The organism is Pseudomonas sp. EA_105y_Pfl2_R69, from assembly GCF_963970915.1.
GTDB lineage: Bacteria > Pseudomonadota > Gammaproteobacteria > Pseudomonadales > Pseudomonadaceae > Aquipseudomonas.
Window position 1 is genome coordinate 246,837 of record NZ_CAXAOO010000006.1, and the last position, 26,963, is coordinate 273,799.

28 protein-coding genes and 1 pseudogene are annotated in these 26,963 nt (G+C 64.2%); all 29 read right to left on the reverse strand.

The genetic code is table 11. The annotated features are described in order from the left end of the window. Positions 1 to 25 precede the first annotated feature (25 nt). The 29 genes and pseudogenes from flhB to AACY13_RS17935 all read right to left on the reverse strand — a co-directional run bounded on the left by flhB (position 26) and on the right by AACY13_RS17935 (position 26,903). On the reverse strand, positions 26 to 1,162 hold the full coding sequence (gene flhB, locus AACY13_RS17795; RefSeq protein ID WP_339462900.1) for a flagellar biosynthesis protein FlhB: 1,137 nt from the start codon (positions 1,160 to 1,162) through the stop codon (positions 26 to 28). A 3-nt stretch (positions 1,163 to 1,165) separates the two neighbouring features. After that, positions 1,166 to 1,939 carry a flagellar biosynthetic protein FliR gene (fliR, locus tag AACY13_RS17800; protein ID WP_339462901.1) on the reverse strand — a complete coding sequence of 258 codons (774 nt, stop codon included), beginning with the start codon at positions 1,937 to 1,939 and terminating at the stop codon, positions 1,166 to 1,168. Positions 1,940 to 1,944: 5 nt separating this feature from the next. Beyond that, positions 1,945 to 2,214, reverse strand: coding sequence for a flagellar biosynthesis protein FliQ (gene fliQ, locus AACY13_RS17805; protein ID WP_339462902.1), 270 nt, complete (start codon positions 2,212 to 2,214; stop codon positions 1,945 to 1,947). A 2-nt stretch (positions 2,215 to 2,216) separates the two neighbouring features. Continuing rightward, positions 2,217 to 3,002 carry a flagellar type III secretion system pore protein FliP gene (fliP, locus tag AACY13_RS17810; protein WP_339462903.1) on the reverse strand — a complete coding sequence of 262 codons (786 nt, stop codon included), beginning with the start codon at positions 3,000 to 3,002 and terminating at the stop codon, positions 2,217 to 2,219. Then, on the reverse strand, positions 3,002 to 3,433 hold the full coding sequence (fliO, locus tag AACY13_RS17815; RefSeq protein WP_339462904.1) for a flagellar biosynthetic protein FliO: 432 nt from the start codon (positions 3,431 to 3,433) through the stop codon (positions 3,002 to 3,004). The genes fliP and fliO overlap by 1 nt, the downstream gene beginning before the upstream one ends. Before the next feature lie 2 nt (positions 3,434 to 3,435). Beyond that, positions 3,436 to 3,906 carry a flagellar motor switch protein FliN gene (gene fliN / locus AACY13_RS17820; protein ID WP_339462905.1) on the reverse strand — a complete coding sequence of 157 codons (471 nt, stop codon included), beginning with the start codon at positions 3,904 to 3,906 and terminating at the stop codon, positions 3,436 to 3,438. A 36-nt stretch (positions 3,907 to 3,942) separates the two neighbouring features. Then, complete coding sequence (gene fliM, locus AACY13_RS17825; protein WP_339462906.1) at positions 3,943 to 4,914, reverse strand: flagellar motor switch protein FliM; 972 nt, start codon at positions 4,912 to 4,914, stop codon at positions 3,943 to 3,945. 13 nt (positions 4,915 to 4,927) lie between these two features. Further along, the gene (gene fliL / locus AACY13_RS17830) at positions 4,928 to 5,452 is read right to left on the reverse strand and encodes a flagellar basal body-associated protein FliL (RefSeq protein WP_339462907.1); all 525 of its coding nucleotides are present in this window, start codon (positions 5,450 to 5,452) and stop codon (positions 4,928 to 4,930) included. A gap of 269 nt (positions 5,453 to 5,721) precedes the next feature. Beyond that, complete coding sequence (locus AACY13_RS17835; RefSeq protein WP_339462908.1) at positions 5,722 to 6,996, reverse strand: flagellar hook-length control protein FliK; 1,275 nt, start codon at positions 6,994 to 6,996, stop codon at positions 5,722 to 5,724. A 79-nt stretch (positions 6,997 to 7,075) separates the two neighbouring features. Then, positions 7,076 to 7,432, reverse strand: coding sequence for an Hpt domain-containing protein (locus AACY13_RS17840; protein ID WP_339462909.1), 357 nt, complete (start codon positions 7,430 to 7,432; stop codon positions 7,076 to 7,078). A gap of 30 nt (positions 7,433 to 7,462) precedes the next feature. Next, on the reverse strand, positions 7,463 to 9,157 hold the full coding sequence (locus AACY13_RS17845) for a SpoIIE family protein phosphatase (protein ID WP_339462910.1): 1,695 nt from the start codon (positions 9,155 to 9,157) through the stop codon (positions 7,463 to 7,465). Positions 9,158 to 9,167: 10 nt separating this feature from the next. Continuing rightward, a complete protein-coding gene (locus AACY13_RS17850) occupies positions 9,168 to 9,473 on the reverse strand; it encodes an STAS domain-containing protein (RefSeq protein WP_339462911.1) in 306 nt (101 codons plus the stop codon). A 212-nt stretch (positions 9,474 to 9,685) separates the two neighbouring features. Next, entirely contained in the window at positions 9,686 to 10,138 is a 453-nt protein-coding gene (gene fliJ / locus AACY13_RS17855) for a flagellar export protein FliJ (protein WP_339462912.1), read from the reverse strand. A gap of 3 nt (positions 10,139 to 10,141) precedes the next feature. Next, the gene (gene fliI, locus AACY13_RS17860; protein WP_339462913.1) at positions 10,142 to 11,500 is read right to left on the reverse strand and encodes a flagellar protein export ATPase FliI; all 1,359 of its coding nucleotides are present in this window, start codon (positions 11,498 to 11,500) and stop codon (positions 10,142 to 10,144) included. After that, positions 11,490 to 12,296 (reverse strand): flagellar assembly protein FliH, encoded by an 807-nt coding sequence (gene fliH, locus AACY13_RS17865; protein ID WP_339462914.1) that lies wholly within the window; start codon positions 12,294 to 12,296, stop codon positions 11,490 to 11,492. The genes fliI and fliH overlap by 11 nt, the downstream gene beginning before the upstream one ends. Further along, a complete protein-coding gene (fliG, locus tag AACY13_RS17870; protein ID WP_339462915.1) occupies positions 12,297 to 13,313 on the reverse strand; it encodes a flagellar motor switch protein FliG in 1,017 nt (338 codons plus the stop codon). Next, on the reverse strand, positions 13,306 to 15,108 hold the full coding sequence (gene fliF / locus AACY13_RS17875) for a flagellar basal-body MS-ring/collar protein FliF (RefSeq protein WP_339462916.1): 1,803 nt from the start codon (positions 15,106 to 15,108) through the stop codon (positions 13,306 to 13,308). Before fliF ends, fliG begins: the two co-directional genes overlap by 8 nt. 16 nt (positions 15,109 to 15,124) lie before the next feature. Beyond that, positions 15,125 to 15,454: a flagellar hook-basal body complex protein FliE gene (gene fliE / locus AACY13_RS17880; RefSeq protein ID WP_339462917.1), complete on the reverse strand. Its 330-nt coding sequence runs from the start codon at positions 15,452 to 15,454 to the stop codon at positions 15,125 to 15,127. 88 nt (positions 15,455 to 15,542) lie between these two features. Then, positions 15,543 to 15,761 (reverse strand): VF530 family protein, encoded by a 219-nt coding sequence (locus AACY13_RS17885; protein ID WP_339462918.1) that lies wholly within the window; start codon positions 15,759 to 15,761, stop codon positions 15,543 to 15,545. A gap of 154 nt (positions 15,762 to 15,915) precedes the next feature. Continuing rightward, positions 15,916 to 16,479, reverse strand: coding sequence for a cysteine dioxygenase family protein (locus AACY13_RS17890; RefSeq protein WP_339462919.1), 564 nt, complete (start codon positions 16,477 to 16,479; stop codon positions 15,916 to 15,918). Between the two features lie 67 nt (positions 16,480 to 16,546). Further along, entirely contained in the window at positions 16,547 to 18,061 is a 1,515-nt protein-coding gene (locus AACY13_RS17895) for a BCCT family transporter (RefSeq protein WP_339462920.1), read from the reverse strand. A gap of 398 nt (positions 18,062 to 18,459) precedes the next feature. Then, positions 18,460 to 19,707, reverse strand: a complete 1,248-nt coding sequence (locus tag AACY13_RS17900; protein WP_339462921.1) for a M24 family metallopeptidase — start codon at positions 19,705 to 19,707, stop codon at positions 18,460 to 18,462. A 49-nt stretch (positions 19,708 to 19,756) separates the two neighbouring features. Further along, on the reverse strand, positions 19,757 to 21,046 hold the full coding sequence (locus AACY13_RS17905) for an MFS transporter (RefSeq protein ID WP_339462922.1): 1,290 nt from the start codon (positions 21,044 to 21,046) through the stop codon (positions 19,757 to 19,759). A 79-nt stretch (positions 21,047 to 21,125) separates the two neighbouring features. Continuing rightward, the gene (locus tag AACY13_RS17910) at positions 21,126 to 21,497 is read right to left on the reverse strand and encodes an ethanolamine utilization protein EutQ (protein WP_339462923.1); all 372 of its coding nucleotides are present in this window, start codon (positions 21,495 to 21,497) and stop codon (positions 21,126 to 21,128) included. Beyond that, positions 21,494 to 22,822 (reverse strand): NAD(P)/FAD-dependent oxidoreductase, encoded by a 1,329-nt coding sequence (locus tag AACY13_RS17915; protein WP_339462924.1) that lies wholly within the window; start codon positions 22,820 to 22,822, stop codon positions 21,494 to 21,496. Before AACY13_RS17915 ends, AACY13_RS17910 begins: the two co-directional genes overlap by 4 nt. Positions 22,823 to 22,832: 10 nt before the next feature. Beyond that, positions 22,833 to 24,098, reverse strand: coding sequence for an FAD-dependent oxidoreductase (locus AACY13_RS17920; RefSeq protein WP_339462989.1), 1,266 nt, complete (start codon positions 24,096 to 24,098; stop codon positions 22,833 to 22,835). Further along, positions 24,087 to 24,251, reverse strand: a pseudogene (locus tag AACY13_RS17925) (rubredoxin); the annotation flags it as partial. The pseudogene AACY13_RS17925 and the gene AACY13_RS17920, both read right to left, overlap by 12 nt. A gap of 5 nt (positions 24,252 to 24,256) precedes the next feature. Then, positions 24,257 to 25,702 (reverse strand): aldehyde dehydrogenase family protein, encoded by a 1,446-nt coding sequence (locus AACY13_RS17930; RefSeq protein ID WP_339462925.1) that lies wholly within the window; start codon positions 25,700 to 25,702, stop codon positions 24,257 to 24,259. A 10-nt stretch (positions 25,703 to 25,712) separates the two neighbouring features. Continuing rightward, positions 25,713 to 26,903 carry an aromatic ring-hydroxylating oxygenase subunit alpha gene (locus AACY13_RS17935; RefSeq protein WP_339462926.1) on the reverse strand — a complete coding sequence of 397 codons (1,191 nt, stop codon included), beginning with the start codon at positions 26,901 to 26,903 and terminating at the stop codon, positions 25,713 to 25,715. Positions 26,904 to 26,963 lie beyond the last annotated feature (60 nt).

Below are 26,963 nucleotides of genomic sequence, written 5' to 3' on the forward strand. Positions count from 1 at the left end.
CGGCATGCCGGCGGCAGGCTGTGCGTCACTCGTTGCGGCGCAAATCCGGCGGGATCGGCAGGTCCGGCAACGGGGCCGGGCGCTTGCCCTTGCCGGCCCGGTACTGGCGCAGCTGGTAGACGTAGGCCAGGACCTGGGCGACGGCCAGGTACAGGCCGGCGGGGATTTCCTGATCCAGCTCGGTGGAATAGAACACCGCCCGCGCCAGGGCCGGCGATTCCAGCACCATCACCTTGTGTTCGTTGGCGATTTCGCGAATCTTCAGGGCGGTGAAGTCGCCACCCTTGGCCAGCAGCACCGGCGCGCTGCCCTTGCTCGGATCGTACTTGAGCGCCACGGCAAAGTGGGTCGGGTTGGTGATCACCACATCGGCCTCGGGCACGGCCTGCATCATGCGGCGCTCGGAGATTTCCCGCTGCATCTGCCGGATACGCTGTTTGACCTCGGGCTTGCCTTCGCTGTCCTTGTACTCGTCGCGCACCTCCTGCTTGGTCATCATCAGCTTTTTCTTGTTGCTCCACAGCTGGAACGGCACATCCACTGCGGCGATCAGAATCAGCCCGCAGGACATCCACAGCGCGCTCCAGCCCACCACGCTCAGCGCATGGATAATGGCCGACTCGACGGGCTCATGGACGATGGCCAGCAGGTCATCCTGAAAGGCCGCCAGTACCGCCACCCCCACCAGCAGAATCAGCACAAACTTGGCCAAGGCCTTGAGCAGCTCGACCAGGGCATTGACCGAAAACATCCGTTTGAGCCCGGCCAGCGGGTTCATCCGGCTGGCCTTGGGGGCCATGGCCTCGGCCGAAAACAGCCAGCCACCCAGGGAGATGGGTCCCAGGATGGACACCACCAGCAGCAACAGAAACAGCGGGAACATGGCCTCCATGGCTATTTCCCCTGAGGCGGCCAGCCACAGCCCCATGCTGTTCTCATCCATGATCACCTCCCGCGGCAGGGAGAAGTTGCCGCGCATGATGTTCAGCATGGCCCCGCCCATGCTGCCACCGAATACCAGCAACCCGCCGAAACCGCCCAGGGTCACGGCCAGGGTATTGAGCTCCTTGGAACGAGCGATCTGCCCCTTCTTGCGCGACTCGCGCAAGCGTTTGTCCGTGGGCTCCTCGCTTTTTTCGGCACCGCTCTCGGATTCGGCCATCGCTTATGCGCCCGCCATCGCACGTAGAAAGCCCAAAGCCTCGGTGGCAAACACCTGGTATTGCGCGAGGATATCGGCCATGCCGACCCAGACGATAACCAGACCCAGCACCAGGGTCAGGGGAAATCCGATGGAGAAGATATTCAGCTGCGGCGCGGCGCGGGTCATTACCCCGAACGCCAGGTTGACCACCAGCAGTGCGGTGATCGCCGGCAACACCAGCAGCAGCGCCGCGCCGATCACCCAACCCAGCCGATTAGCCACCTGCCAGTAGTTGTCGAGCAGAAAGCCGCCGCCCACCGGCAGGGTCACGAAACTCTCCGCCAGCACCTCGAACACCACCAGATGGGCATTCATGGCGAGAAACAGCAGGGTCACCAGAATCATAAACAACTGGCCGATCACCGGCACCGAGACGCCGTTGGCCGGATCGACCATGGAGGCGAAGCCCAGGCCCATCTGCATGGCCACGATCTGCCCGGCGATCACGAAAACCTGGAAGAACAGCTGCAGGGTGAAGCCCAGCATCGCGCCGATGAGAATTTCCTGGGCGATCCAGAGCAAGACCTGCAGGCTGATGGCATCCACTGCCGGCATCTCGGGCAGGGTCGGCATCAACACCACGCAGATGGCCAGGGCAAAATACAGCCGCACCCGCGCCGAAACCAACTGAGTGCCGATGATCGGCATCAGCATCAACATGGAGGCGATACGAAACAGCGGCAGCAGAAAACTGCCCACCCAGCTGCCGATCTGCCCATCGCTCAGCTCAAGCACGGGCGTCAGCCGATCAGCATCGGAATATTCATGATCAGGGTCTCGGTGTACTCCATCAGCTCGCGCACCAGCCAGGGCCCGGCCATGATCAGCACCACCAGAATCACCAGCAGACGCGGCAGAAAGCTCAAGGTCTGCTCGTTGATCTGGGTCGCGGCCTGGAACATGGCCACCAGCAAGCCAACGATCAAACTGGGAACCACGATGATCGCCACGATGCTCGCGGTCAGCCACAGGGCTCCACGCACCAGATCCACCGCCACTTCAGGCGTCATGCCTAGAGCCCTCCAAAGCTGGCAGCCAGGGTGCCCATGATCAGCGCCCAGCCGTCAATCAGGACGAACAGCATGATCTTGAACGGCAGGGAAATGATCAGCGGCGAGAGCATCATCATGCCCATGGCCATCAGGATGCTCGCCACCACCATGTCGATGATCAGAAACGGGATAAAGATCATAAAGCCGATCTGGAAGGCGGTTTTCAGCTCCGAGGTGACAAAGGCCGGCACCAGAATGGTCAACGGAGCCGCTTCCGGGCTGGCGATATCGGTACGCTTGGACAGGCGCACGAACAGCTCGAGATCGCTCTCGCGGGTCTGCGACAGCATAAAATTCTTGATCGGCACCTCGGCCCGACTGATGGCCTCCTGAGCCGGCATCTGCTCATTCAGGTAGGGCTGCAGGGCTTCCTGGTTAATCTGCTCGAACACCGGAGCCATGATAAACAGGGTCAGAAACAGCGCCATACCGACCAGGATCTGGTTGGAAGGCGTCTGCTGCAACCCCAGGGCCTGACGCAGAATCGAGAAGACGATGATGATCCGGGTAAAGCTGGTCATCAGCATGACGAACGCCGGGATAAAGCTCAGCGCCGTCATGATCAGCAGGATCTGCAGGCTGACCGAGTATTCCTGCTGGCCGTCGGTGTCGGTACTCAGGGTAATGGCCGGAACCGACAGCGGGTTGTTGCCCGATTGAATCAAGGTGCTGGCAGTCGGCGCATCTTCGGCGAACGCAAGCGCAGCACCCAGGCTAAAAACCAGTACCAGCAGCAAACGCAGCATCAAGACTTGTCCTTCTGGTCCTTGCCCAACAGCTCCATCAGACGCTGGGCGAACTCGGCCGAGGCCGGTTCGGCATCGGGGAAATGCACCGGTTCAGCCATCACGTGCAGCGCCCTGATGGTGCCCGGGGTCAACCCCAGCAGAATCTGTTCGCCACCCACCTGCACCAGCACCAGCCGGTCACGCGGCCCCAGGGCCTGGGTCGCGACTATCTTGATCACCTGGCCGCCACGCGGCACGATCTGCTGCACGCGCCGCACCAGCCAGGCCAGCAGGAAGATCACCCCGATCACCAGCAACAGCCCGAACAGCAACTGCGCCAACTGGCCGCCGCTGGTCGAATCGGCAAGCGGGGTCGCGGCCTTCTCGGCCGATTCGGCGGCGACGGCCCAGAACGGCAGGGCCAGACCCAGCAACGAGACTCTAGGCATGATCAGCGCAGCTTCTTGATGCGTTCGCTCGGGCTGATCACGTCGGTCAGGCGAATGCCGAACTTCTCGTTGACCACCACCACTTCGCCGTGGGCGATCAGAGTGCCGTTGACCAGCACATCCAGCGGCTCGCCGGCCAGGCGGTCGAGTTCGATGACCGAGCCCTGGTTGAGCTGCAGCAGATTGCGGATGGTGATATCGGTATTGCCGACCTCCATGGAAATCGACACCGGAATATCCAGAATCACATCCAGGTTCGGTCCATCCAGATTCACCGCCAGGTTCATCTTCGGCGCGTTGTCGAATTCCTCCATGGCCGCACGCGGCACGGCCGGAGCCGTGTTGCTCGCCGCCAGCATGGCATCGATATCGTCCTGCCCGGCATCGCCGGCCTCGGACAATGCCGCCGCCCACTCGTCGGCAAGCGCCTGTTCTTCGGGGCTGGTGGCTTCGTTCTGATTCTCGTCGGCCATCGTGGATCCTCGGCTGGCAGTAAAGGGGGCTAGGGGTTAACGCTGGCGATCTATGGGACCGAGCACCTGCAACGCCAGGTTGCCTTTGTGGGCACCCAGCTTGACCTTGAAAGAAGGCACGCCATTGGCGCAGAGCACCACGTGTTCGGGCAGCTCGACCGGAATCACATCGCCCGGCTGCATATGCAGGATGTCGCGCAGCTTCAGCTGACGCCGGGCGACTGTCGCGCCCAGGGGCACGCTGACGCCCAGAATGTCTTCGCGCAGGGCCTTGATCCAGCGCTCGTCCTGGTCGTCGACATCGGACTGAAAACCCGCATCGAGCATCTCGCGAATCGGCTCGATCATCGAATAGGGCATGGTGATATGCAGGTCGCCGCCACCACCGTCCAGTTCGATGTGGAAGGTCGAAACGACTATCACCTCGCTGGGGCTGACGATATTGGCCAGTGCCGGGTTTACCTCCGAGTTGACGTACTCGAAGTTGATATCCATCACCGCATGCCAGGCCTCGCGCAGGTCGACAAAGGCCTGGTCCAGCACCATGCGCACCACCCGCAACTCGGTCGGGGTGAACTCGCGGCCCTCGATCTTGGCGTGCCGGCCGTCGCCGCCGAAGAAGTTGTCCACCAGCTTGAACACCAGCTTGGCATCCAGAATAAACAGCCCGGTGCCGCGCAGCGGCTTCATCTTCACCAGGTTCAGGCTGGTCGGCACATACAGCGAGTGCACGTACTCGCCGAACTTCATCACCTGCACGCCGCCCACGGCCACATCGGCCGAACGGCGCAGCAGGTTGAACATGCTGATACGGGTATAGCGGGCGAAGCGCTCGTTGATCATCTCCAGGGTCGGCATGCGCCCGCGAACGATGCGATCCTGGCTGGTCAGGTCATATTGTTTGACGCTACCGGGCTCAGCCTCGTCCTCGGTTTCGACCAAGCCGTCGTCGACGCCGTGCAGCAGCGCATCGATTTCATCCTGGGAAAGCAGGTCTTGCACGGCCATCTTCGGCTCCCGATTACTGCAATACGATATTGGTGAACAGCACTTGTTCGACGGTCGGCTTGCCGGTTTCCTTCTCGGCCAGTTCCTGCACGCTGGCGGTGGCCTGCTGGCGCAGGAGTTCCTTACCGACCGGGGTGATCAGGGTGTCGAAATCCTGGCTGGAGAACAGCATCACCAGGCGGTTGCGCAGCACCGGCATATGCACCTTGAGAGCGTCCAGCGCCAGCTGGTCGCGGGCCATCAGGGCCACGCTGACCTGCATGTAACGGGCCCGCCCCTTCTGAGTGAAATTGACCACAAAGGCCGGGCTCAGCTCTTCATAGATCGCCGGCTGCTTGAGCGGCACGGCGGGTTCGGCAGAGGCTTGGGCCTGTTGCTCGGCGGCGCTGTCGCCCTTGCTCAGAAAGAACCAGGTGGCCCCCACCGACAGGCCCACGGCCAGGAGCACGACCACGGCAATCAGGATGATCAGTTTCATTTTGCCGGCCGGTTTGGCCTCGGCGCTTGCCGGTGCCTGCGGTGCTTCTTTCTTAGCCATGCCAATAATCCGTCACTATTCGGAGTTCTATCCGTTTCAAAGGGTTAAGAGCAAGTGTTATGCCAGCCTGTCGAACAGCCGTTTCCAGCCGTCGGCCGCGCAGCGCGGACCATGTCACCGGGCCCATGCCGCAGCCATAGATCGCCCCAAACAGAATCGCCCGACGCCCTGTTACGGGAGTCGGGCGAAACAGAGTTTAGATCAGTGCGCTCGGCAACTACAGCGGCAACCAGCCCGGTTGCCTATCGGACCTCAGGCGCACCCACTGCCTAGGCGTAGTAATCGACCAGACCGCGGGCGGCGATTGGCGTGCCGCCACGTGTATCCACAGGATTATGAAGCAGCTCCTCGTCCGCCGCGAAGCCATCCCGACCCGCCCCGCCGCGGCCGTTGCCCTCGCCCTCCTGGCCCTGCCAGCCACGGTTCAACGACTGATCGGAGACATTCACATCCAGCAGGTTCATACCCTGCTGGGCGAACATTTCCCGCAGGCGGTGCATCTGCGCATCCAGCGCCTCGCGCACGCCGGCGTTAGGGCTGGCGAAGGTGACCTGGGTCTGCTCCTGATTGACGCTGATACGCACTTCCAGACGCCCCAGCTCGGCCGGGTCCAGTTGGATCTCCGCCGACCTGAGGTTCTGGCTGGACATCAGCATCACCCGGTCGACCACCGCCTCGCTCCAGCCGCCCTGTTGCATCGGCACCGGCTGCCCGGGTATCACCGGGGCCCGGGCCGATATGGACTGCTGCTGGCCAATCGCCTGGCTCAGGGCATTGAGTTTGCTGACGAAGTTTTCCGGCGGCGTCTGTGCCGAGCTTTCCTTGAGCGCCTCGAGTCCTTTACTACCCAAGGACTCCAGTTGCAGCTCGAACGATTCCGGCAACGCCTCGTCTACCGGTTGCATCTCTTCGAGCAGACCGCTGGCGAGCATGCTCTGCCCCGGATTCTGGGCCGCGTTCTGGGCGGCCGGATTCATCTGCGCGTGCAGCGTGGCATGGTCGACCTTGGCGTTCTCCTTGGCCCCCATTTCCAGGGCCATACGCACGGCCGGCAACTGATTCAAGGCATCGATCTGCGGGTCGAAGCTGGCCTCGGTCATGCTCGCAGGCCCGGAACTGGTCAGGCTGCCGGTCGAGATCAGCAGCGGCTCCGGCTCGGTTTCCGCCGGCAACTCTGCCGTCTCTTGCGCGTCAACCGGCTCAGCGCCCATACCCAGTAACAGCAGAGGGTCCAGCACCGCCTCTTCGCTTGCCGGCTCACTCGGCAAAGCCTTGCCGCTATCGGCAAGCTCCGGTTGGCCAATGGCCGTGGCGGCCTGGGGGTTTTCCTCTTCCTGCGCCCTGGGCTGGCTCTCGCGAGCCGGCCTGGCCGGTGCATCGCTGCGCTCCGCGGCCTTGGCCTGGCGTTCCTTGGCGTACACCTGGGAAAAGCTGGAAGCCCCATTCCTGGAGGGCTCGGCAGCTTTCGCCGGCGCTTTGGCCGCGGCCGCCCGGGGTTTTGTCTCGGGTGCCGATTTAAGCAGCAGATCGGGGGCAACGGACATGGATACTCTCCGCTCGGGGTTAGTCGTGGGGAGAGTCTTGCAAGGGCTGGGCCAACTTCGCGGCGGCGCGCAAGCCCGATTAAAGATGCCGGTAGCGCTGACGCTCGGACTTCATCAGAATCCGCACGATGGCGAACTCTCGCTCGATCTGCTCCACCAGTTCGGGGGCCAGTTCCAGCTGCTCGCGACGGCCGGCCTCTTCCAGCTGCCGACACAGGCCCGCCAGCATCAGCGCGCCCATATTGCTGCAACTGCCCTTGAAGCTGTGCGCAGCCAGGCGCAGGCCCTGGGCATCGGCAGCCTGCTGTGCCTGGCGCAGCCCGAGCAGGCGCTCCTCGGAGTCGAGCAGAAAGGTATCCAGCAGGACCGGATACTCATCTTCCATGACGTCCTGCAAGGCCGCCAATACGTTGCTATCTAGATGGATATCGGACAACCTCAACCTCCCTGGACATGCTGCGCCGGATTATGCCCCAGGCAACCATGAAAACTCCACGCTGACACCCTGCCCGCCGGCATCCCAGCTGCAGCGCTCGCTCAACTGCCGCACCAGGGTCAGGCCACGCCCGCTGAGGCCTGACACAGGCACCTGCTGCGCCAGGGCGAGCGAAGGGTCGTAGCCCGGCCCACTGTCTTCAACCCTCACCACCAGGCGACCACCGCCCGCCTCAGGCAGCAGATGCAGGTGAAAACGCACATAACCATCGCTCAAACACGCCAAGCGCTGGCTGCGCTGCCGATAATACTCGGCAAAGCCCTCGGCATTGGACTTCAGCGCCGAGTCCAGCCCCAGCACACCGTGCTCCAGAGCATTCGAATAGAGTTCGGCGAGCACCGTGTACAGGGCCCCACCCTGGGGGCGCAGGCCCTGCACCTCGAGCAGCAGTTGCAGCAGAAACGGCAGCGGATTGAAGTGGCGCAGGGTTTCCCCGCGAAACTCGAAGCTCGCCGACCAGTCCAGCGGATGGCTCTGACCACTGTCCGCGAACGCTAGGGGGGAACGCGCCAGCGCGCCATCCTCGACCAGGCTGACCTCCAGCAGGCTGACATCGTCCTGCTGTTCGCCACTGAACAGCGTCAGCGCCCGCTGAATTTCGTTGAATAACTCTGCCGGCAGGCGGTTGCGGGTAAACACCTCGAGCAGACGCGCCTCACCAAAGAGTTCGCCTTGCGGATTGCGCGCTTCCAGCACGCCATCGGAGAGCAGGAATACCCGATCCCCCAGGGCCAGGGGGTAGACCTCGTATTTGTCATTGAAGCTGGTCGGCTCCAGCACCCCCAGCGGTAGGTGCCGTGACACCAGCGGCAGACGCTCGCCGCTGCTGCGCAGCAGGTAGCCATCGGGCAGGCCACCGCTCCACACCTCGACGATCTGGCGCTGGAAGCTGATATTGAGCAGGGTCGCACAGCAGAACACCCCGACCGGCAGGATGCGTTTGAGCTTGGCATTGATCTCGCGCAGCACTTCGGCCATCGAGTAGCCCTTGGCGGTCATGCCATAGAACACCTCGGCCAGCGGCATGGCCCCGATCGCCGCGGGCAGGCCGTGGCCAGTGAAGTCGCCGAGCAATATATGCATGCCGCCGGACGGTTTGAAGGCGGCCAGCAGCAGGTCGCCGTTGAACACCGCATAGGGCGACTGCAGGTAGCGGATATTCGGCGCATCCAGGCAACCGGAATGGGTCACCTTGTCGAACACCGCCTTGGCCACCCGCTGCTCGGTGAGCAGGTGCTCATTGTGCTTGGCGATCAGATCGCGCTGTTTCAGCACGGTGTCCTGCAGGCGGCGCAGGCGTTCCATGGCGTTGATCTTGGCTTCGAGAATCACCCGGTTGTAGGGTTTGGCGAGAAAATCATCGCCGCCGGCCTCCAGGCAACGCACCAGCGCTTCGCCTTCGGTCAGGGAGGTGAGAAAGATGATCGGCACCAGCTCTTCGCCGGCCGCCTGCTTGATTCGTCGCGCCGCCTCGAAGCCATCCATCAGCGGCATCAGGGCGTCCATCAGCACCAGCTGCGGGCGCTCCTGCTCGAATAGCGCGACCGCCTCCAGGCCATTGCTGGCGGTCAGCACCCGATGGCCCTGACGGCTGACGATGGTCGACAGCAGCATGCGATCGGCAGCGTTGTCCTCGGCGATCAGAATGGACAGACGCTCTGGCATGGCGGTGACCTCAGGCGATCTGGAACAGTTGCTCGAAATTCGAGATCGCCAGAATCTTACGCACGTCCGGGTTGCAATTGAGCAGACGGATCTGTGCGCTGTCACCACCGGCATGGTCACGCAACAGCAAGAGCATGCCCAGCGCCGAACTGTCCAGATAGGTGGTGCCCTGCAGATCCACGACATAGGTCTTCGGCGTGCTGCTGACGCGCTCGTAGGCGTTGCGAAACTCCTGATGGGCCCCGAAATCAAAACGTCCCTGAATCAGAATGGTCAACTCTTGCCCGTCGGATGAGGACAGCGAGGTGATAGTCATGAATTGCTCCTATAAACGAAAAAGCCAGGGTACCGAGGATGCCGCTGGCCACGTGCTGTGCATGTTCAAGATGTAGCACCCTAAAGGCCATGGAGCAACTGCCGCCGGGGTCGACTTGCGCCCGCCGCCCCAACCATGGCCGCGGCGGTGCCGCCGGGCGTGCTGGCAAGGCCGTGCGCCGCGGGCTGCAGCCGAAATGGCGAGACGGGGCATCAGGAAAGCGAATCGCGTCCGGATAAACGCTGTGACAGCTCGTCGAGCAGCTTTTGCTCGCGCTTGTCCTCGGCCAGACGGGCTTCGTCCAGGTAGCGTTTGACCAGCTTGCGCAGGCCTTCCAGGCGGGCATAGCGCTGCTGCCAGAGCTCCCGCGCCTTGTCCATATTGCCGCGGTGCCAATCGACGCTCTGGCGTTGCTGGCCGATGGCGGTTTCAAGCTGCGAGAGAAAGCGCTGGTAGTTCATCAGCCACTGTCCGGACACCCCGCGCTGGCCTTCGCTGATCCACTGCTGCTGGTAATCGCCACGGTAGCGCTCCAGTTCGCCCAGCTGCACTTCCGCCTGACGCAGCAGGCCCTGACAGTGGCCAAGCTGCAGCGCCGCCTCGCGCTCGGCCCGTTCCGCCATGACAATGACCGGTGCCAGACGCGCGGCTCGACTCTGTGACATGGCTTAAGGCGCGCCGGCGGGGTTGAAGGTGGCTGCCAGTTGCGCACTGCTGTTGGCCAGGCTTTCGTTTTCCCCCAGGTTCTGCCGCAGGTACTTGACCATCGCCGGTTGCCGGGCAATGGCCAAGTCGGTATCGGCGTCGCCGCCCGCCACGTAGGCCCCGACGCTGATCAGGTCGCGGCTTTGCTGGTAGCGCGACCAGAGCTGCTTGAAGCGCTGCGACAGGCGCATATGCTCGGCGGACACCACCTGCGGCATCACCCGACTGATCGAGGCCTCGATATCGATGGCCGGATAATGGCCCTCCTCGGCGAGCCGCCGGGACAGCACGATATGCCCGTCGAGCACACCACGGGCGGCATCGGCGATCGGGTCCTGCTGGTCGTCGCCTTCGCTGAGCACGGTGTAGAAGGCGGTAATCGAGCCGCCGCCCTTCTCCGCGTTACCGGCACGCTCGACCAGCTTGGGCAGCTTGGCGAATACCGAGGGCGGATAGCCCTTGGTCGCTGGCGGCTCGCCGATGGCCAGGGCGATCTCGCGCTGGGCCTGGGCGAAGCGGGTCAGCGAATCCATCAGCAGCAGTACGTTCTTGCCCTTATCGCGGAAGTACTCGGCAATACGCGTGCAATACATTGCGGCACGCAAGCGCATCAGTGGCGCGTCATCGGCCGGCGAGGCCACCACTACCGAGCGCGTCAGGCCCTCATGGCCGAGAATCTCGTCGATAAATTCCTTGACCTCACGACCGCGTTCGCCGATCAGCCCGACCACGATGACATCGGCCTCGGTAAAGCGCGTCATCATCCCGAGCAGCACCGACTTGCCCACCCCGGTACCGGCGAACAGGCCCAGGCGCTGGCCGCGGCCCACGGTCAACAAGCCGTTGATCGAACGTATGCCCACATCCAGCGGCACGCTGATGGGGTTGCGATTGAGCGGGTTGATCGCCGGGCCGTCCATCGGCACCCAGTCGTCGGCCCTCATCCGGCCCTTGCCATCCAGGGCGCGGCCGGTGCCGTCGAGTACCCGCCCGAGCATCGACACGCCCATGGGCAGACGCCCGGTATCCGGCAGCGGCACCACCCGCGCGCCAGGAGCAATGCCGACCAGGCTGCCGACCGGCATCAGGAAGATCTTGCCATTGGAAAAGCCCATCACCTCGGCCTCGACCTGCACCGGGTGGTAACTGTCATCGTTGATCACCAGACAGCGGCTGCCCAGGGCCACGCGCAGGCCTTCGGCCTCCAGGGTCAGGCCGACCATGCGCAACAGACGGCCCTCGACCAGCGGCTGGCTGGGTAATTTCACGGCATCGCTGTAGGCTGCCAGACGCTTGGCGAAGCTCACCCGCTTAAGGAGCATCGTCGTGCGCCCCGGCCTTGCTCAGGTCGGTATGCAGATCGGCCTCCAGGGGGTGGCCCAGCTGCTCACGTTGATGTTCGAACAACTGCTTGAGGGCCAGATCCAGGCGGGTTTCCACCGTGGCATCGATACGGCTGAGCTCGCTCTCGACCTTGCAGCCGCCGGGCAGCAAGGCGTCATCTTCGAGAATGCGCCAGGTCTCTTCGTGGCGCTCGCGCAGGGCCTTGATCATCTCGAAGTCCTGGGGGTTGAGATGAATGCGCACACTCGCTCCGCCCATGGGCAACAGCTTGAGGGCTTCGCGCAGCACCTGGGTGATCTGGCTGGAGTCGCTCTTGAGTTCGCGCTGGATCACCTCGCGGGCCATATGGCTCAGCAGGTTGACCATGGCCGCTTCCAGCTGTTGATCCTGCTCGGCAATGGGCTCGAACAGCTGCGTCATCAGTTGCTCGAGACCAGCCATTTTCGCCGCCAGGGCGATCTCGGCCTCTTGCTTGGCTTTCAGCTGGCCGGCATGAAAGCCGTCCTTCTCGCCGGTCGTGAAGCCTTCGTTGTAGGCATCCTGGCGGATCGCCTCCAGCTCATCCAGCGTCAATGGTTTGACATCTTCCAGGGCAACCTCTTCCCCTTCCGCCGCCCCCTCTGCAGTCGCTTGCGCCTGTTCGGCGGCCGCCTCGGTGCTGGCGGATACCTCGGCGGGCTCGACCAGGGGGTCGAAACTGGGCAGCGCCCAAAGATCGAAGGCGTTGACGTCCTTGGCGCGAATCAGCTCGCTGGGGGCTTCTTTGGCGGCCATTTACACCATCTCTTCGCCGCCCTTGCCACCGAGGACGATTTCTCCGGCTTCGGCCATGCGGCGGGCAATGGTAAGGATTTCCTTCTGGGCGGTTTCCACATCGCTGACCCGCACCGGCCCCTTGGCCTCGAGGTCGTCGCGCAGCAGTTCGGCGGCGCGCTTGGACATGTTCTTGAACACCTTGTCCTTGATCGCCTCGTCGGCCCCCTTGAGCGCCAGCACCAGCACATCGGAGGAGACTTCGCGCAGCAACGCCTGGATGCCGCGGTCATCGACATCGGCCAGGTTGTCGAAAACGAACATCAGGTCCTCGATCTGGCTGGACAGGTCTTCGTCGACTTCGCGGATCGAGTCCATCAGCTGGCCTTCGACCGCGCTGTCGAGGAAGTTCATGATATCGGCGGCCCGCTTGACCCCGCCCAGGGCGGCGCGGGTGGTGTTGGAGCTGCCGGAGAACTGCTTCTCGAGGATCTGGTTGAGCTCCTTGAGCGCCGCCGGCTGCACGGTATTGAGCGAGGACACGCGCAGGACGATGTCCAGGCGCACCTTGTGATCGAAATGACCGAGCACTTCGCCGGCCTGATCGGGGTCCAGGTAGGCCACCACGATCGCCTGGATCTGCGGGTGCTCGTAGCGGATCACATCGGCCACCGCGCGCGGCTCCATCCACTTCAGGCTGTCCAGGCCGCTGGTGCTGCCGCCGAGCAGGATGCGGTCGATCAGGTTGCCAGCCTTGTCCTCGCCCAGGGCCTGGGTCAGCATCTTGCGGATATAGCCATCGGCCCCCACGCCCAGGCTGGTCTGGTCGCCGACAATCTCGACGAACTCGCCCATGACCTGTTCGACCTGCTCGCGCTGGATATTGCGCATGCCGGCCATCGCCACCCCGACCCGCTGGACTTCCTTGGGCCCGAGGTGACGTAACACCTGGGCCGCATCGGTTTCCCCGAGCGAGAGCAGCAGGATCGCCGCCTTGTCGACCTTGTTCAGCTTGGTGGCGGTGCGATTGTCACTCATCGGCGTTGATCCACTCTTTTACAACCTGGGCCACACGGCCCGGGTCTTCTGCGACCAGGCTCTTGATGGCGTTCAATTGTGCATCATACCCCTGACTCGGGCTGGGCAGGAGGATGCTTTGCGGGCCGCCGAGGCTGACCCGATCCTCGGACAGATCGCTGTCCAGACCGCCCATTTCGCCCAGTTCGACATCGCCATCGCGACCGCCGCGCAGGCCGCCTTCACGGCCGCCGTTGCCGGTGATGTTCTTCATCACCGGACGCAGCACGAACCAGACCAGAATAAAGATCAGCAGTGCCGGCAGCAGCTGTTTCAGACCGGCCATGGCCAGCAGAAACAGCTCGCTCTGGTACCAGGGCAGTGCGACCAGTTCCTCGCCCGGCACGGCAGAAAATGGCGTATTGATCACGCTGACGCTGTCGCCACGGCTGGCATCGAAGCCCACCGAGTCCTGCACCAGTCGGGTAAAGCGCGCCAGTTCGTCGCTGCTCCAGGGCGTACGCACGGTGTCGCCGCTGGCCGGGTCGACCTTGAACTGGTCATCCACCACCACCGCCACCGACAGCCGACGCAAGCGTCCCTGCTGCTGCTTGGTGTAGCTGATGGAACGGTCCAGCTCGAAATTGCGCGTGGACTGCTCGCGCTTGTCCGCCGGATAAGGCGCAAGCATGGCCAGGCCCGTGGCCGGGTCGATGATCTGCTCGCCATTGACATCCAGCAGCGGCTGGCCTGCAGCCACCGGCCCTGCCACGGCGGCCCCGCCAGTGGCTTGTTCCGGCGCATTGGCGGCAGCCGGTGGCTGGTTGGACAGGGCTCCCGGTACGCCTTGCGGCGGCAGGCTGCTGGTGCGCTGTTCATTGACCTGCTGCTCGCTGCGCAGCGCCGGCTGGTCGGGGTTGAACATTTCCGAGGTGGATTCCACCGCGCTGAAGTCCACGTCCGCGGAGACTTCCGCCTTGTAGCGGCCGGCACCGAGCACCGGCTGCAGGATATTGTGTACGCGCTGGGTGAACAGGCTTTCCATGCGTCGGCTGTAGTCGAACTGCTTGCCGGCCATGGTCAGTTCGGACATCTCCTGGATGTCCGAGAGCAAGGTACCCTTCTGATCGACCACCGTGACCTGGGCCTTGTCCATTTCCGGCACGCTGCTGGCCACCAGGTTGACGATGGCCATCACCTGGCTCGGTTCCAGGCCGCGGCCCGGGTAGAGTTCAACCAGCACCGAAGCGCTGGGCTTGCGCTCGTCGCGCACGAACACCGAACTCTTGGGAATGGCCAGGTGCACCCGCGCAGCCTTGACGTTGTTCAGGCTCGACACGGTGCGCGCCAGCTCACCTTCCAGGCCGCGACGGTAGCGGGTGGCCTCCATAAACTGGCTGGTACCCAGGCCCTGCTCGCGGTCGAGAATCTCGAAGCCGACGCTATTGTCCGCAGGGCTGACCCCGGCCGCAGCCAGGCGCATACGCGCCCTGGCCAGGTCTTCGGACTTGACCAGCAGCGCCCCGGAGTTGGGTTCCACGGTGTATTTGATGTCGGCGGCGCTCAGGGTCTCCATGACCTGGGACGCATCCATGCCGTCGAGGCTGCCATACAGTGGGCGGTAATCGGGCTGCTGCGACCAGAGCACCACGGCAAAACCAATCGCCACGCTGGCGGCCAGGCCGACCAGCAGGCCGATCTGTCGCAGCATCGACATATCGGAAAGGTTTTCCAAAAAGGTCAGGCCGAACAGCGGCTTCTTCGGCTCACCGCCAGCGGTGGTGGCAGGTACGTTTGCAGCGACGGCTTCAGCCATGATTCAAACCCTACCCTTAAACCGGCATCTGCATGATGTCTTGATAGGCCTGGACCAGCTTGTTGCGCACCTGGGTCATGGCCTGGAAGGAGACGCTGGCCTTCTGCGAGGCGATCATCACGTCGGTCAGATCGACGCCGCTTTTGCCTACCTCGAAGGCCTCCGCCAGTTTAGTGGAGGCCTGCTGAGTCTCGTTGACCTTGCCGACCGCCTGGCCGAGCATCTCGGAGAAACTCGGCGCGCCGGGCTCCGGGGTGCTGGCAACAGGCTTCTGCCGCGCCATGGCTTCCGCCTGCATGGAACGCATTTCCAGCATCAAGCGATTGAATTCAACACCCTGGCTCATGACTTCCTCCACTGGCCGCGGTTTTTTGACGCTTCGCGGCGTTTGCAGAGGTAGTGCAACAAGGGCGCCAGTTTTCCCGAGGTGCTACTCAGCCCTTCAGCGTCCGGATATACAGGGCCTCGACCTTCTGCCTGGCCCAGGGCGTCTTGCGCAGAAAGGTCAGACTGGACTTGATGCTCGGGTCGCTCTTGAAGCAGCGGATGTCGATACGCTGGGCCAGGCCGTCCCAGCCGAAGCGCTCGACCAGACTATTAAGGATGGCTTCGAGGGTAACGCCGTGCAGCGGATTGTTCGGGGTTGAGCTCATACGGGCCTGATCTGTCGCGGAATCCAAGGTGGTGGGCACCTTAGCCCAGTGCAGCCGCCGGGAAAAGACTGAGCGCCAACATCCGCAGCCAGAGCGCAGGGTCGCCCTGGCTGCCAGGCACGCTACACACAGACGCTGGACGCGCGTGGCTGGATCAACGCGTCTCAATCAGAAACGGCAATTCGAGATTGCGCTCGGGGTCGAAGCGACGCCGTGCGGTGTAGTTGAGGTGACGACCGTAGATATGCAACGACAGGCTGGTGCGCTCTCCAGGGTTGATCACACTGTGGATACTACCGCGCGGCAGTACCAGCGCCTCGCCAGCGCCAATGCTACGCTCGCCGATGCAGGCCAGCCGAGCATGGCCTGGCTGGCATCCATCGTCCAGGCGCCGCCAGAACAGATTGCGTTCGCAGCCCTCCACCCCGACCACCACTGCCCAAGTGTCGTGATCGTGAGGCTGCACCCCGCGCCCGGGCAGCCAACTGTCGACCACCACGAACAGCGATTGATCGGCCTCGACATGTAGCAGGCTGGTACCAAAGCCCAGTTCCGGGTCCGCGTGAAACATCTCCGCGCGCCGCCAGCTACGCTCGGCGGCGACCTGCTGAGCCAGAGGCTCCAGCTGGCACAGCAGGTCGGCCTCATCCACGGCACTGGCCACTATCCGGCGCATGTCAGCGATAAAGCGCTCCAGGGTATAACCCGCACAGCTCATGCCTTTCCCCTTAAACAATACTCGAGCGCGCCCCCGCCAGGCCGTAGGCCTATAACCGGATGCCCCCTTAAGCGCCTTGGTCTCTGTCGCGGGCGTCACGGATCAACTGTTTTAGCAGGCCAACCATCAACAACAGCATCAGCGCCATAAACGGCAGCCCCATGGCCACGGCACCAGCCTGAATCCCTTTCAGCGCGGTATCACCGCCGACCACGAAGAGCATGATGGTCACCACGGCGATCATCACCAGCCACAGCACGCGCTGGCCTGGCGAGGTGTTCGGGTCGCCTCCGGCCGACAGGTTGTCGACCACCAGAGCGCCGGAATCCACCGAAGTGACCATAAAGATGACCAATAACAGCACTACCAGCAGCGAGCTAATAGCCCCCATCGGCAGCACGTCGAGAAACTGGAAGATCGCCATATTGACGTCTGCCAAACCGGCCGCGAGGCTACCAGTGCCGTTAACCACCTGGGCAATAGCGCCGCCGCCAAAGGCGCTGAACCAGAAGATAGTCGCAATAGTCGGTACCACCATCACCACGCCCACCATCTGCCGCAGGGTGCGACCACGAGAAACCCGCGCGACGAACACCCCAACCAAGGGTCCCCAGGTGCACCACCAGGCCCAGTAGAACACCGTCCAGCCCTGGAACCAGTCCTGATCCGGGCGATCGATCCAGCTACTCAACGGCACAAACCACTCGACATAGTCGATCGTGGTGCTCAGCACGCCAGAGAAGAAGTTCAACACGCCAACGCCAACCACCACCACCAGGAACAGCGCCAGCGCCAGCAACATATTGATATTGCTTAACAATTTTACCCCGGCATTCAGGCCGCGCCAGAGGGAGAAGGCGGCCATGCCGGTGACGGCCAGGATAAACAACAACTGAAACGCGAAGGAGTTGGGCACACCCAGCACATGGCTGATCCCGGCGGTCGCCTGCATGGCACCCAGGCCCAGAGAGGTGGCCAGGCCGAACACCGTCAGCACCACGGTGAAGATATCCACCAGTTGCCCAGGCAGGCCCTTGTGCGCCTTGCCGATCAGCGGTTTGAGGCCCGAACTGAGGGAAAACGGCAGCCCCTTGTTGAAGGTGAAGAACCCCACCACCAGCGCGCTGGTCAGGTAGATCGCCCAGGGGTGGAAGCCCCAATGGAAAATGGTCGAACCCATGGCGGCATGCAGCGCCTCCGGGGTATTAGCGGCCACATTGAGCGGAGTCTTCCACCAGGCGGTGTACTGCGCCACGGGCTCGGCCACGCCCCAGTAGAGCAGGCCGACGCCCATGCCGGAGGCGAACATCATGGAAAACCAGGACAACGTACTGAACTCCGGCTTGGCGTCCTTGCCGCCCAGACGGATCTTGCCGAACGGCGACAGTGCCAGGCCGGCGCAGAACAACACCGCCAGATTGCCCATGATCATGATGAACCAGTCGCAATTCTTCAGGATCCAGCCCTTGGCACCTTCCAGGGCCTGACCGAAGGCGACTGGGTCATTCAGCGCGGTCAACACCAGGGTCAGGACGATCAGAAAGGAGGCCGGGAATATGGTCCGGTGGAAATTCAGTCCCATGATGCGAACATTGAAATTTCGCGGCGGTGAAGCGTCAACAGCTATGTCTCTCATGCAAGGTTCCTCGCTATTGTTTTTGTAATATCGGTATTTCCGTGGCGCATTTCGCTGCAGTCCAAGCGGGCCAGGAGCACGAGCTGGACCTGCAGCGACGACTCGATGGTCAGGCAGTGACCAGGCTCGCGACAAATCATTTAACCTGCGCAATTAATGATTTTTTATCATCCATAAAACAGGCCGAATTCATCGCCCGGCGACCGTTCCAGACGCACGCACACCCCGCAGCAACCCCCGCCATGTAACGGGGCCTTGCGACCTGCCAGAAGGCCGATCTTCAATGAGTACAAAGCGGCGTGCTGCACAGAACGCCTCCACGGCACAAAACCTGTGGCGGTGCCTTACAACCAGTCCTGCTGCCAGGGGTATTGCGACAGCGCCTGGCAGCCATCGCCGGTGATCAACACCTGTTGTTCGAGCTTGATGCCCTCCTTGCCGCCACGCTCGCCGATGTAGCTCTCCACGCAGAGCACCATGTTCTCCTCGAACTGGCCGTCGTAGCCGCTGCCGGTCCAGTCCGCGCCCTTGTGCGCCAGGGCCGGGTATTCGTCGGCCAGGCCGACGCCGTGCACCACGCAGCAATAGCGGTTGTGGTGATAAGCGGCCGGGATGTCCCAGGAGCGCTCGACGAACTCGCGGTGGCTGAGGCCCGGACGCAACAGGCTCATGTTGTGCTGCACCTGCTCATGGGCCAGGCGGTAGAGCTTGCGCTGCTCGGCGGTGGGCGGCACGTGGCCGACCGTCCAGGCCCGGGAGATGTCGGCGCAGTAGCCGTAGGGGCCGATCAGGTCGGTGTCGAAACAGAGGATCTCGCCTTCGCGCATGACCCGGTCGCTGGACTCCTGCATCCACGGATTGGTGCGCGGCCCGGAAGCCAGCAGGCGGGTCTCGATCCACTCGCCGCCGTGGCGGATGTTCTCGAAGTGCAGCCAGGCCCACAGCTGGTTCTCGGTCATGCCGGGGCGCAGCTCGTCGTGCATGCGCTGGATGCCGCGCTCGCACACGGCGATGGTCCAGCGCATCAGCTCCAGCTCCTCGGCGGATTTGATCTTGCGCGCCTCCTCCATCAGGCTATGGCCCTCGACCAGGCACAGACCACCCTCGCGCAGCAGATCGAGTCCCTCGAAGTCGGCCCTGTCCACCGCCAGCCGGGCACCTGCGCCGGCATGCTGACGCAGCAGTTCGACGATTTGTGCGGCCCACAGTTTGGCCTTCTCGGAGATACGCGAGCCGGCACCGAAATAGCTCCAGTTGATCGCCGGGCGGATCTCGTCGAGCAGCTCGTTGCCTTCGTGCAAGTGCTCGCAGTTGTGGAACTCGAACAACACCACCGGCCCCTCGGCAAACACCAGGGTGTAGCGGGCGAAGTTGTGCAGGGTCCACACCTGCATGTTCGAGGTATCGGTGGCGTAGCGGATGTTCACCGGGTCATAGAGCAGGATCGCCGCGCAGTCGGCGGCCAGCAGTTGCTGGCGCACCCGCTGCAGGCGATAGCCGCGGGCGGCCACATGGGTCTCGACGCTGACCGGGTTGCGCAGGGGCAGGGCGACGGACTCGCCGCTCGGGTACTTATTCTTGTTGTCGAACATGACTGGGCTTCCACATAGGTGAGTTCAGGCACAAAGCAACGGAACGCGCTCAACCGGCCCGCGGCTCGCACACCGCGAGCGGCTCGCCGGGGTTCGTCGCGTCGGCAAGCGGTTCGGCGGGTTCCACCGCAGCGGCCAGGGTCGCGCAGGCCAGGCCAACTGGCGTGGCCTGGTGATGCAGCGGCGCATCGGCCTGCAGGTGCGCGCCGCTGACCCGGCCCTGGCCAACCGTCAGAGCCAGCAGCGCGGCGCTGGCAGCAAAGAAGTAATACAGGCTGGGTGCACCAAACTGCTCCATCAACGCGCCCGCCACTAGCGGGCCGATACAGGCACCGACGCCGTAAGCCACCAGCAGCAAACCGGCCAGGGACACCCGCAGCTCGGCTTCGATATTGTCGTTGGCCAGGGCCACGCCCAGCGGGTACAGGCAGAACTGCAGAAAGCCGATAGCCGCACCGAACAGCAGCAAGACAGCAAACGAAGGAGCCGGGTAAAAAGCCAGGGGCAGGCAGGCGAACACCAGGAGCACGGCCACGCCGCGAATCAGGCTGGCGCGCGGCAGGCGATCGGACAGCCAGCCCAGGGGCAGTTGCGCGACAAGCCCGGCACCTATCGCCAGTGCCATAAACTGGCCGACCTGGCTGGTGTCCAGGCCCTGGCGACTGGCATAGATAGATGCCAGGCCATAAAAACCACCGGTGATCACCCCCGACATCAGAATGGTCACCAGCGACTGTGGCACCCGCCGGATAAACAGCTTGATATCCACGGGTACCGGCTGCAGTACGGCCGGGTGCATGCTGCGGGTCAGGGCCACCGGCACCAGACACAGAGCGAAGGCCATGGCCACACCGAGCAGCGCGCGAATACCCAGGTCACCGTTGAGGCTCAAGGCCAGCTGGCCAAGGACCATGCCGACATATACCGCCACCATATAGATGCCCAGCACCTTGCCGCGCTGATCGCTCTGGGCGCGGTCGTTAAGCCAGCTCTCCAGCACCATCAGCTGGCACATCATGGCCAGGCCGACCAAGGCGCGCAGCAATAACCAGAACGGTAAGGCACTGCTGAATTCATGGGCCAGTACGGCAGCAGAGGTCACCCCGGCGCAGGCCACGTAGGTGCGGATATGCCCGACCCGCTGGATCAGCACGCGCCCTACCCGGCCACCGGCGATCATGCCCAGGGCGTTGGCGGCCATCAGCGCGCCGCCCCAGAACGCGACCACCCCGTCGGCACTCAGGCGCAGCGCCAGGTAGGTCATCAGCAGGGTAGAACCCAGCTGCATCAGCAGGCTGGCCAGGTACAGGGCACCGAAGGCCTTGGTCAGTCCGAGCATGTGTGGCTCCTTGGCCAGAACGAAGAAAACCGCCGCTCCCTGCAAGGGAATGCGGCGGCAAAACGATCAGGACGCAGGCTCAGGCCAGGCCGTGACGCTGCTTCCAGTCGCCCGGATGAACCACATAGCCGAACAGCGCATGGCCGCCGTAGACCAGCTCGGTACCCTCGGGTATCCACAGCAGCTGGCCCGGCCTGACCAAGTACAGCTGGCCGTTGGCCTGCAGCTCGAAGCAGCCTTCGATGACGAAGATCACCTCGTCGTACAGCAGGGTCCAGTTGACCTCGGCACCCTCCCAACGGGCGAAACCGATGCCGATGTTCGGCGATACCTCGTTGCTGATGGCCCGGGCCACGAAGGCGGCACCGGGTGGCCCGCCACGCGGGATGAAATCCAGGTCATGGTGATCGACCAACAGCACCGGACCTTTGCCGGAAACGACCTGGCTCATAGCTCGCTCCGGCTGTTCCAGGCCGCCAGGCGAATGCGCGAACGCACGCCGAGGCCGAGCAAGGGTTCCGGCGGGTTCAACGACGGCATGCCGGTGACCGCCTGGATGTCACGCAACTGCGCCGAATCCGCGCCGACCGCCAGATCGGCCAGCAGGGTGCCGGAGATGGTGCCCCAGGCCGCGCCGACGCCGTTGTCGCAGGCCGAGGCATACACGCCCTGCGCCAGCTCGCCGAAGAAATTGGTGAAGTTGCGCGAGATGGCATAGACGCCGCCCCAGGTGTGGCTGAACGGCACGTTGGCCAGTTGCGGGAAGCGCGCCAGGAAAGCCTTGCGGTGGTCCTCGCGCACACTGGCGCGCATGGCATCGCTGGTGCTCTGGCCGTACTTGGGCACGTGCTTGTAGGTGTTGCGGATCATCAGGCGGCGATCCTGGGTCATGCGCACCGTGGTACCGGCGTGGTCGGCCGGGGTCAGGCCCCAGTCGAGTTGACCGCCATAGGCCTCCAGCTCGGCATCGTTCAGCGGCCGAGTCCAGCTGGCGAAGGTCATCACCGGCAACAGGCGGTTGCGCAGGTAGCCGAACTCCTGGGTGAAGATGCTGGTGCCGAGCAACAGCTGCGGGGTGCGGATGCGGCCGTTATTGCCGTGCAGAATCCAGCCGCCCTGGCCGTCGCGCTCCAGGCGCTGGATCGGCGATTCCTCGAGCAGTTCGACGTTGCCCGGCAGCGAAGCACCCAGGCCGCTGACCAGGGCCGCAGGCTGCATCAGGTAGCAGCCCGGGGTGTAGATCGCCCGGCTGTAGTGGCGGCTGCCGACTACCTTGGCCAGCGCCTCGCGCTCGACCCACTGGTAGGGCTCACCGAGGCCCTTGAGCAGGTGCTCGAAATGATCCAGATAGGCCAGGCCGCGCGGGCCCACGGCACCCTGGTACTTGCCGGCATGAGACCACTGGCAGTCGATGGCGTGGCGCTGGATCAGGCCCTGCAACTGGGCGATGGCGGCGCGATTGAGGCCGAGCAGGCGCTGCTTGTGCGCCGGGTCCGGGTGCTCCAGGGCGAACTTGTGCGGCAGGTCGATGACGAAGCCGGAGTTGCGCCCCGAGGCTCCGTAGCCGACACGCTGGGCATCGACCAAGAGGATGCGTGCCTGCGGGTGATGCTCGGCCAGGCGGCGGGCGGCGGCCAGGCCGGCGAAACCGGCACCGATCACCGCGAAGTCGGCGCGCTGCTCGCCCTGCAGGCGGGTGGCGGGCTTGGCGGCGGGCAGCGCGGCGTACCAGCCGCAACTGGCGTCGTCGTGGGGCAGATTGATGGTCTTGCTCATGGTTGCGCCCTCAGGCTACTGCCCGTTGTGCGTTCTGACAGGATTGCAGCCAGGCATTGCGCTGCACTTGGGCTTGGCGACCGAGCAGGACGAAGCCATGCAGCGCCCCCTCGGCATCGTAGAAACCGGCGCTGAGGCCATCGTCGGTGGCGCTGCAGCGCCATTCGCCGGCCACGCCGACGGCCGGCGGCAACAGACACAGCGGCGCGGCCGGGGTCTTCACCGTCACCGGCATCAGCGGGTAGCTGACCGTCGTCGGCTGGCCGAGCAGGGTCTTGCTCAGCGCCTGAATGCCCTGATTGATCGGTGCCAGGTACGGCAGCAGCTGGCCGGCGATCTCGATGCAGTCGCCCAGGGCGAAGATCCCCGGCTGCGAGCACTGCAGCTGAGCGTCCACCTGAATACCCCGCCCCACCGCGACCCCGGCCGTTTCGGCCAGGCTCAGGTTGGGCCGCAGGCCGACGGCAGACAGCACCAGATCGGCCTCCAGACGCTGACCATCGGCGAGCGTCAGGCGATAGCCCCGCTCGGCCGAGTCGATGCGCTGCACCGTGTTCTGCAAATGCCAGCTCACCCCCAACTCGCCCAGGACGGCCTGCAACTGCTGACCGGCCTCGCGCGGCAGCAGGCGTTCCATCGGCCACTGACCGAGGCCGATGACGCTGACCTCGAAGCCGCTTGCCGCCAGGTCGTTGGCGAACTCGCAGCCGATCAGGCCGTCGCCGAGAATCGCCACCCGCTGCACGCCGACCAGGCGCTCACGGAAGCTCTGATAATCGTGCAGGTTGTTGACGCTGAGCAGCGCCGCCGTGTCGCCCTCGATCGGCAGACGGATCGGCGCCGCGCCGCTGGCCAGCACCAACTGGCCGTACTCCATCTCGCCGATGTTGGTGTGCAGGCGCCGCGCCACGGCGTCGATGCGCTCGACCGTGCAATAGGGATAGACGCGGATCTTCAGGCGCTTCTCGATGGCCAGGGCCGACTCACCGGCCAGCGCCGCGGCACTCTTGCCCTGAGCCAGACCGATGGACAGTGCCGGTTTGGAATACAGATGACCGGACTCCTGGGTCAGCACGCGGATCTCGACCTCGGGATTGGCCCGGCGCAGGGCCTGGGCCAGGCCGTAACCGGCGTAGCCGCTGCCGATGATCACGATCGGCTCGCGCAGCTGGGCGGCGGCGGGCTGCTGCGGCGGTACCGGCGCAGCAACAACCGCGGCAACCGGCGCACTGGCGGTGGCCGCAGCCACGGCCACTACCGGGCTGATATCGAGCATCTCGAAATCGTCCTTGCCAACGCCGCACTCGGGGCATTTCCAGTCTTGCGGCACATCGTCCCAGCGGGTGCCGGCGACTATGCCGTCATCCGGCCAGCCGAGCGCTTCGTCGTAGATCAAACCGCAGACCACACAGAGCCAGGTCTTGAACATTTCGTTTACTCCCCCGCTACGCGAATGGCGACGTTCTTGGTGCGCACGTAGCTGTACAAGGCTTCCTGGCCCTTTTCCCGGCCGAAACCGGACAAACCGACACCGCCGAACGGCGTCTCTATGCCACCGGCATACCACTCATTGACGAACACCTGGCCGGCCTTGAGGCGGCGGGCGCAGCGCATGGCGCGGCTGATGTCCTGGGTGAACACCCCGGCCACCAGGCCGAACTCGGTGCCGTTGGCAATCGCCAGGGCCTGTTCCTCGCTGTCGAAGGGAATGATCGCCAGCACCGGGCCGAACACCTCCTCCTGGGCGATGCACATCTCGGGGCTGACATCGCGGAACACGGTCGGCCGCATAAAGTGCCCGGCCCTGTCGCTGAAGGCCTCACCACCGGTGGCCGCCACCGCACCTTCATCGATTGCGCGCCGACACAGGGTTTCGATGCTGGCCAGTTGCCCGGCGCTGACCACCGGAGTGAGGTCCGGGTTGTCCTGGCCGAGGCCGACGCTGAGGCCTTCGGCCAGTTCGACCACGGACTGGACGATTTCTTCGTAGATCTCGCGCTGCACCAGCAGCCGCGACATGGCCGAGCAGACCTGGCCGGCATTGAAGAAGATGCCGCCCTTGACGCTGGCCAGCAGCTGCTGGCGGTCGGCGTCGGCGAAGGCGATCGCCGCCGACTTGCCGCCCAGTTCCATGACGCTGGGGATGGCATGCGCGGCCGCGTCACGGAGGATGGTCTGGCCGGTCGGTACCGAGCCGGTGAAGACGATCTGATCGATCTTGGCACTGTTCACCAGGTGCGTGCCCACCTCGCGGCCACGGCCGCAGATCAGGTTGACCGCGCCCTGCGGCAAGCCGGCCTGGGCGATGGCGCGAATCAGCACGCACATGCCCAGCGGCGACAGTTCCGGCGACTTGATCACCACCGCGTTGCCGGCGGCCAGGGCCGGGGCCAGGGAACGGGCGCAGATCGACACCGGGAAGTTCCAGGGCACGATCTGCGCCGAGACGCCCATGGGGTCATAGACGGTGAAGTCCATGTAACCGTTGCCCAGCGGGATCGAGGTGCCCTCGATCTTGTCGGCCATGCCGGCGTAGTACTCGAAGTAGCGCGCCGCCTCGATGAACTCGTCGCGGGCGTCGTTGAGGCTCTTGCCGTTTTCCTGGCACAGCACCCAGGCACCTTCCTCGGTCAGCGCACGAATCTCCTCGGCGATGCGCAGCAACCAGGTGACCCGCTGCGCCGGGCGCACGCTGCTCAGCGCGCCGCTGTCGGCGCAACGCCGGGCCGCCTGCACGGCGCGCTCGGCATCGACGACGGAGGCCTGGGCGATGCTCGCCAGCGGCGCGCCGGTGCCGGGGTTGTTGACGGTCAGGCGCGACTCGCTGTCGCACCACTGCCCGTCGATGTAGTTCAGCCAATGTTCGGCAATCGGATACATGGCGGCCTCCTCAGGCGGACGGTACGGTGGCCAGCAGCTTGCGTGCGGCCCACTGGTGGAAGAAGTGGGTGGGGATGTCCATCTCCGGGGAGAAGGCACCGCCCTTGTAGCCCGGCGAATGACGGCCCTTCTGCATGCCTTCGACCGAGGCGATGTCCTCGGCGAATACCACCTTCCAGGACTCCAGGATGGCGTTGCGGCAGGCGGCGTACTCGTCACCCAGGGCCTCGTCGCCGACGTAGAACAGGCGCAGGTGCTCGATGGTGCGGCCCGGTGCCACCGGCTCCAGCTGCATGGCGAAGGCGTGGTCGGCCTGGATGCCGAGCAACACGTTGGGGAAGAACGCCACGTACTCGGCGTTGCGCAGACGGTCCTGCGGCCAGCTCGGGAACTGCGGCAGGTGGGTACCGGCGACGTCGGAGAGGTTGTAGGCGTAGCTGCCCTGACCGGCGAAATGCTCGTCGAACAGGATGTTGTAGTGGTCTTCCAGGCGCGAATAGGTATTCAGGCTCGGGTGCACCCAGGGCAGGTGGTAGGCCTCGCAGTAGTTCTCCACCGCCAGTTTCCAGTTGCAGTTGATGTCCAGGGTGGTGGCATCAAAGCCTGGACGGCGGCGCAGCAGGCTCATGCCGTCTTCGCCGAGGAACTGGTTCCAGCGCGCGGTCAGCGGCGCGAGCATCTCCTCCAACGGCTGGGCATCGCCGGACAGGTTGACGAACACCATGTCCATCCAGATGGCGCTGCGGATCGCCTTCAGGCCATGCTTTTCGCAGGCGAAACGCTCGTCCTTGTGCTGGTCGATGCCGCCGATGTGCGGCGTGCCGCGCAGGCCGCCGTTGAGGTCGTAGGTCCAGGAGTGGTAGGGGCAGCGGATCACGCCCTGCACGGTGCCCTCTTCCTGCACCAGCTTCATGCCGCGGTGGCTGCAGACGTTGTGGAACACCTGCACCAGGCCCTCGCGGTTGCGCATCAGCAGCAGCGGCAGGCCCATGAAGTCAACCGGCTTGACCGAACCGTTCTGCACCAGATCGCTGGCGAAGCCGACGCAGGCCCAGGTCTTGCCCATCACCTGATCGCGCTCTAGTTCGAAATGGCGCTGCTCGGTATAGAACTCGTTGCTCAGCCCGGTGGCTTGATGAATCGGGTTGAGAACGGTTTCCAGATGATGCACAGGAATGTTCTGAGAAGTGGTCGAGGTCATTGTTGTTCTCCCCTGCTGGGCACGGTGGGTGATGATCGGCAGGCTCACTGGCCAGGTTCC

Coding starts and splice junctions, on each gene's coding strand:
- fliF (WP_339462916.1), bottom strand. CDS start 15,108: ATGGCTGAAGCCGTCGCTGCAAACGTACCTGCCACCACCGCTGGCGGT.
- fliI (WP_339462913.1), bottom strand. CDS start 11,500: ATGCTCCTTAAGCGGGTGAGCTTCGCCAAGCGTCTGGCAGCCTACAGC.
- fliG (WP_339462915.1), bottom strand. CDS start 13,313: ATGAGTGACAATCGCACCGCCACCAAGCTGAACAAGGTCGACAAGGCG.
- fliO (WP_339462904.1), bottom strand. CDS start 3,433: ATGCCTAGAGTCTCGTTGCTGGGTCTGGCCCTGCCGTTCTGGGCCGTC.
- fliN (WP_339462905.1), bottom strand. CDS start 3,906: ATGGCCGACGAGAATCAGAACGAAGCCACCAGCCCCGAAGAACAGGCG.
- AACY13_RS17845 (WP_339462910.1), bottom strand. CDS start 9,157: ATGCCAGAGCGTCTGTCCATTCTGATCGCCGAGGACAACGCTGCCGAT.
- fliQ (WP_339462902.1), bottom strand. CDS start 2,214: ATGACGCCTGAAGTGGCGGTGGATCTGGTGCGTGGAGCCCTGTGGCTG.
- flhB (WP_339462900.1), bottom strand. CDS start 1,162: ATGGCCGAATCCGAGAGCGGTGCCGAAAAAAGCGAGGAGCCCACGGAC.
- AACY13_RS17835 (WP_339462908.1), bottom strand. CDS start 6,996: ATGTCCGTTGCCCCCGATCTGCTGCTTAAATCGGCACCCGAGACAAAA.
- AACY13_RS17890 (WP_339462919.1), bottom strand. CDS start 16,479: ATGAGCTGTGCGGGTTATACCCTGGAGCGCTTTATCGCTGACATGCGC.
- fliL (WP_339462907.1), bottom strand. CDS start 5,452: ATGGCTAAGAAAGAAGCACCGCAGGCACCGGCAAGCGCCGAGGCCAAA.
- fliE (WP_339462917.1), bottom strand. CDS start 15,454: ATGAGCCAGGGTGTTGAATTCAATCGCTTGATGCTGGAAATGCGTTCC.
- AACY13_RS17885 (WP_339462918.1), bottom strand. CDS start 15,761: ATGAGCTCAACCCCGAACAATCCGCTGCACGGCGTTACCCTCGAAGCC.
- fliJ (WP_339462912.1), bottom strand. CDS start 10,138: ATGTCACAGAGTCGAGCCGCGCGTCTGGCACCGGTCATTGTCATGGCG.
- fliH (WP_339462914.1), bottom strand. CDS start 12,296: ATGGCCGCCAAAGAAGCCCCCAGCGAGCTGATTCGCGCCAAGGACGTC.
- AACY13_RS17920 (WP_339462989.1), bottom strand. CDS start 24,098: ATGCTCGATATCAGCCCGGTAGTGGCCGTGGCTGCGGCCACCGCCAGT.
- AACY13_RS17910 (WP_339462923.1), bottom strand. CDS start 21,497: ATGAGCCAGGTCGTTTCCGGCAAAGGTCCGGTGCTGTTGGTCGATCAC.
- fliM (WP_339462906.1), bottom strand. CDS start 4,914: ATGGCCGTGCAAGACCTGCTTTCCCAGGATGAAATCGATGCGCTGCTG.
- AACY13_RS17915 (WP_339462924.1), bottom strand. CDS start 22,822: ATGAGCAAGACCATCAATCTGCCCCACGACGACGCCAGTTGCGGCTGG.
- AACY13_RS17905 (WP_339462922.1), bottom strand. CDS start 21,046: ATGCTCGGACTGACCAAGGCCTTCGGTGCCCTGTACCTGGCCAGCCTG.
- AACY13_RS17850 (WP_339462911.1), bottom strand. CDS start 9,473: ATGACTATCACCTCGCTGTCCTCATCCGACGGGCAAGAGTTGACCATT.
- fliP (WP_339462903.1), bottom strand. CDS start 3,002: ATGCTGCGTTTGCTGCTGGTACTGGTTTTTAGCCTGGGTGCTGCGCTT.
- AACY13_RS17930 (WP_339462925.1), bottom strand. CDS start 25,702: ATGTATCCGATTGCCGAACATTGGCTGAACTACATCGACGGGCAGTGG.
- AACY13_RS17900 (WP_339462921.1), bottom strand. CDS start 19,707: ATGTTCGACAACAAGAATAAGTACCCGAGCGGCGAGTCCGTCGCCCTG.
- AACY13_RS17935 (WP_339462926.1), bottom strand. CDS start 26,903: ATGACCTCGACCACTTCTCAGAACATTCCTGTGCATCATCTGGAAACC.
- AACY13_RS17895 (WP_339462920.1), bottom strand. CDS start 18,061: ATGGGACTGAATTTCCACCGGACCATATTCCCGGCCTCCTTTCTGATC.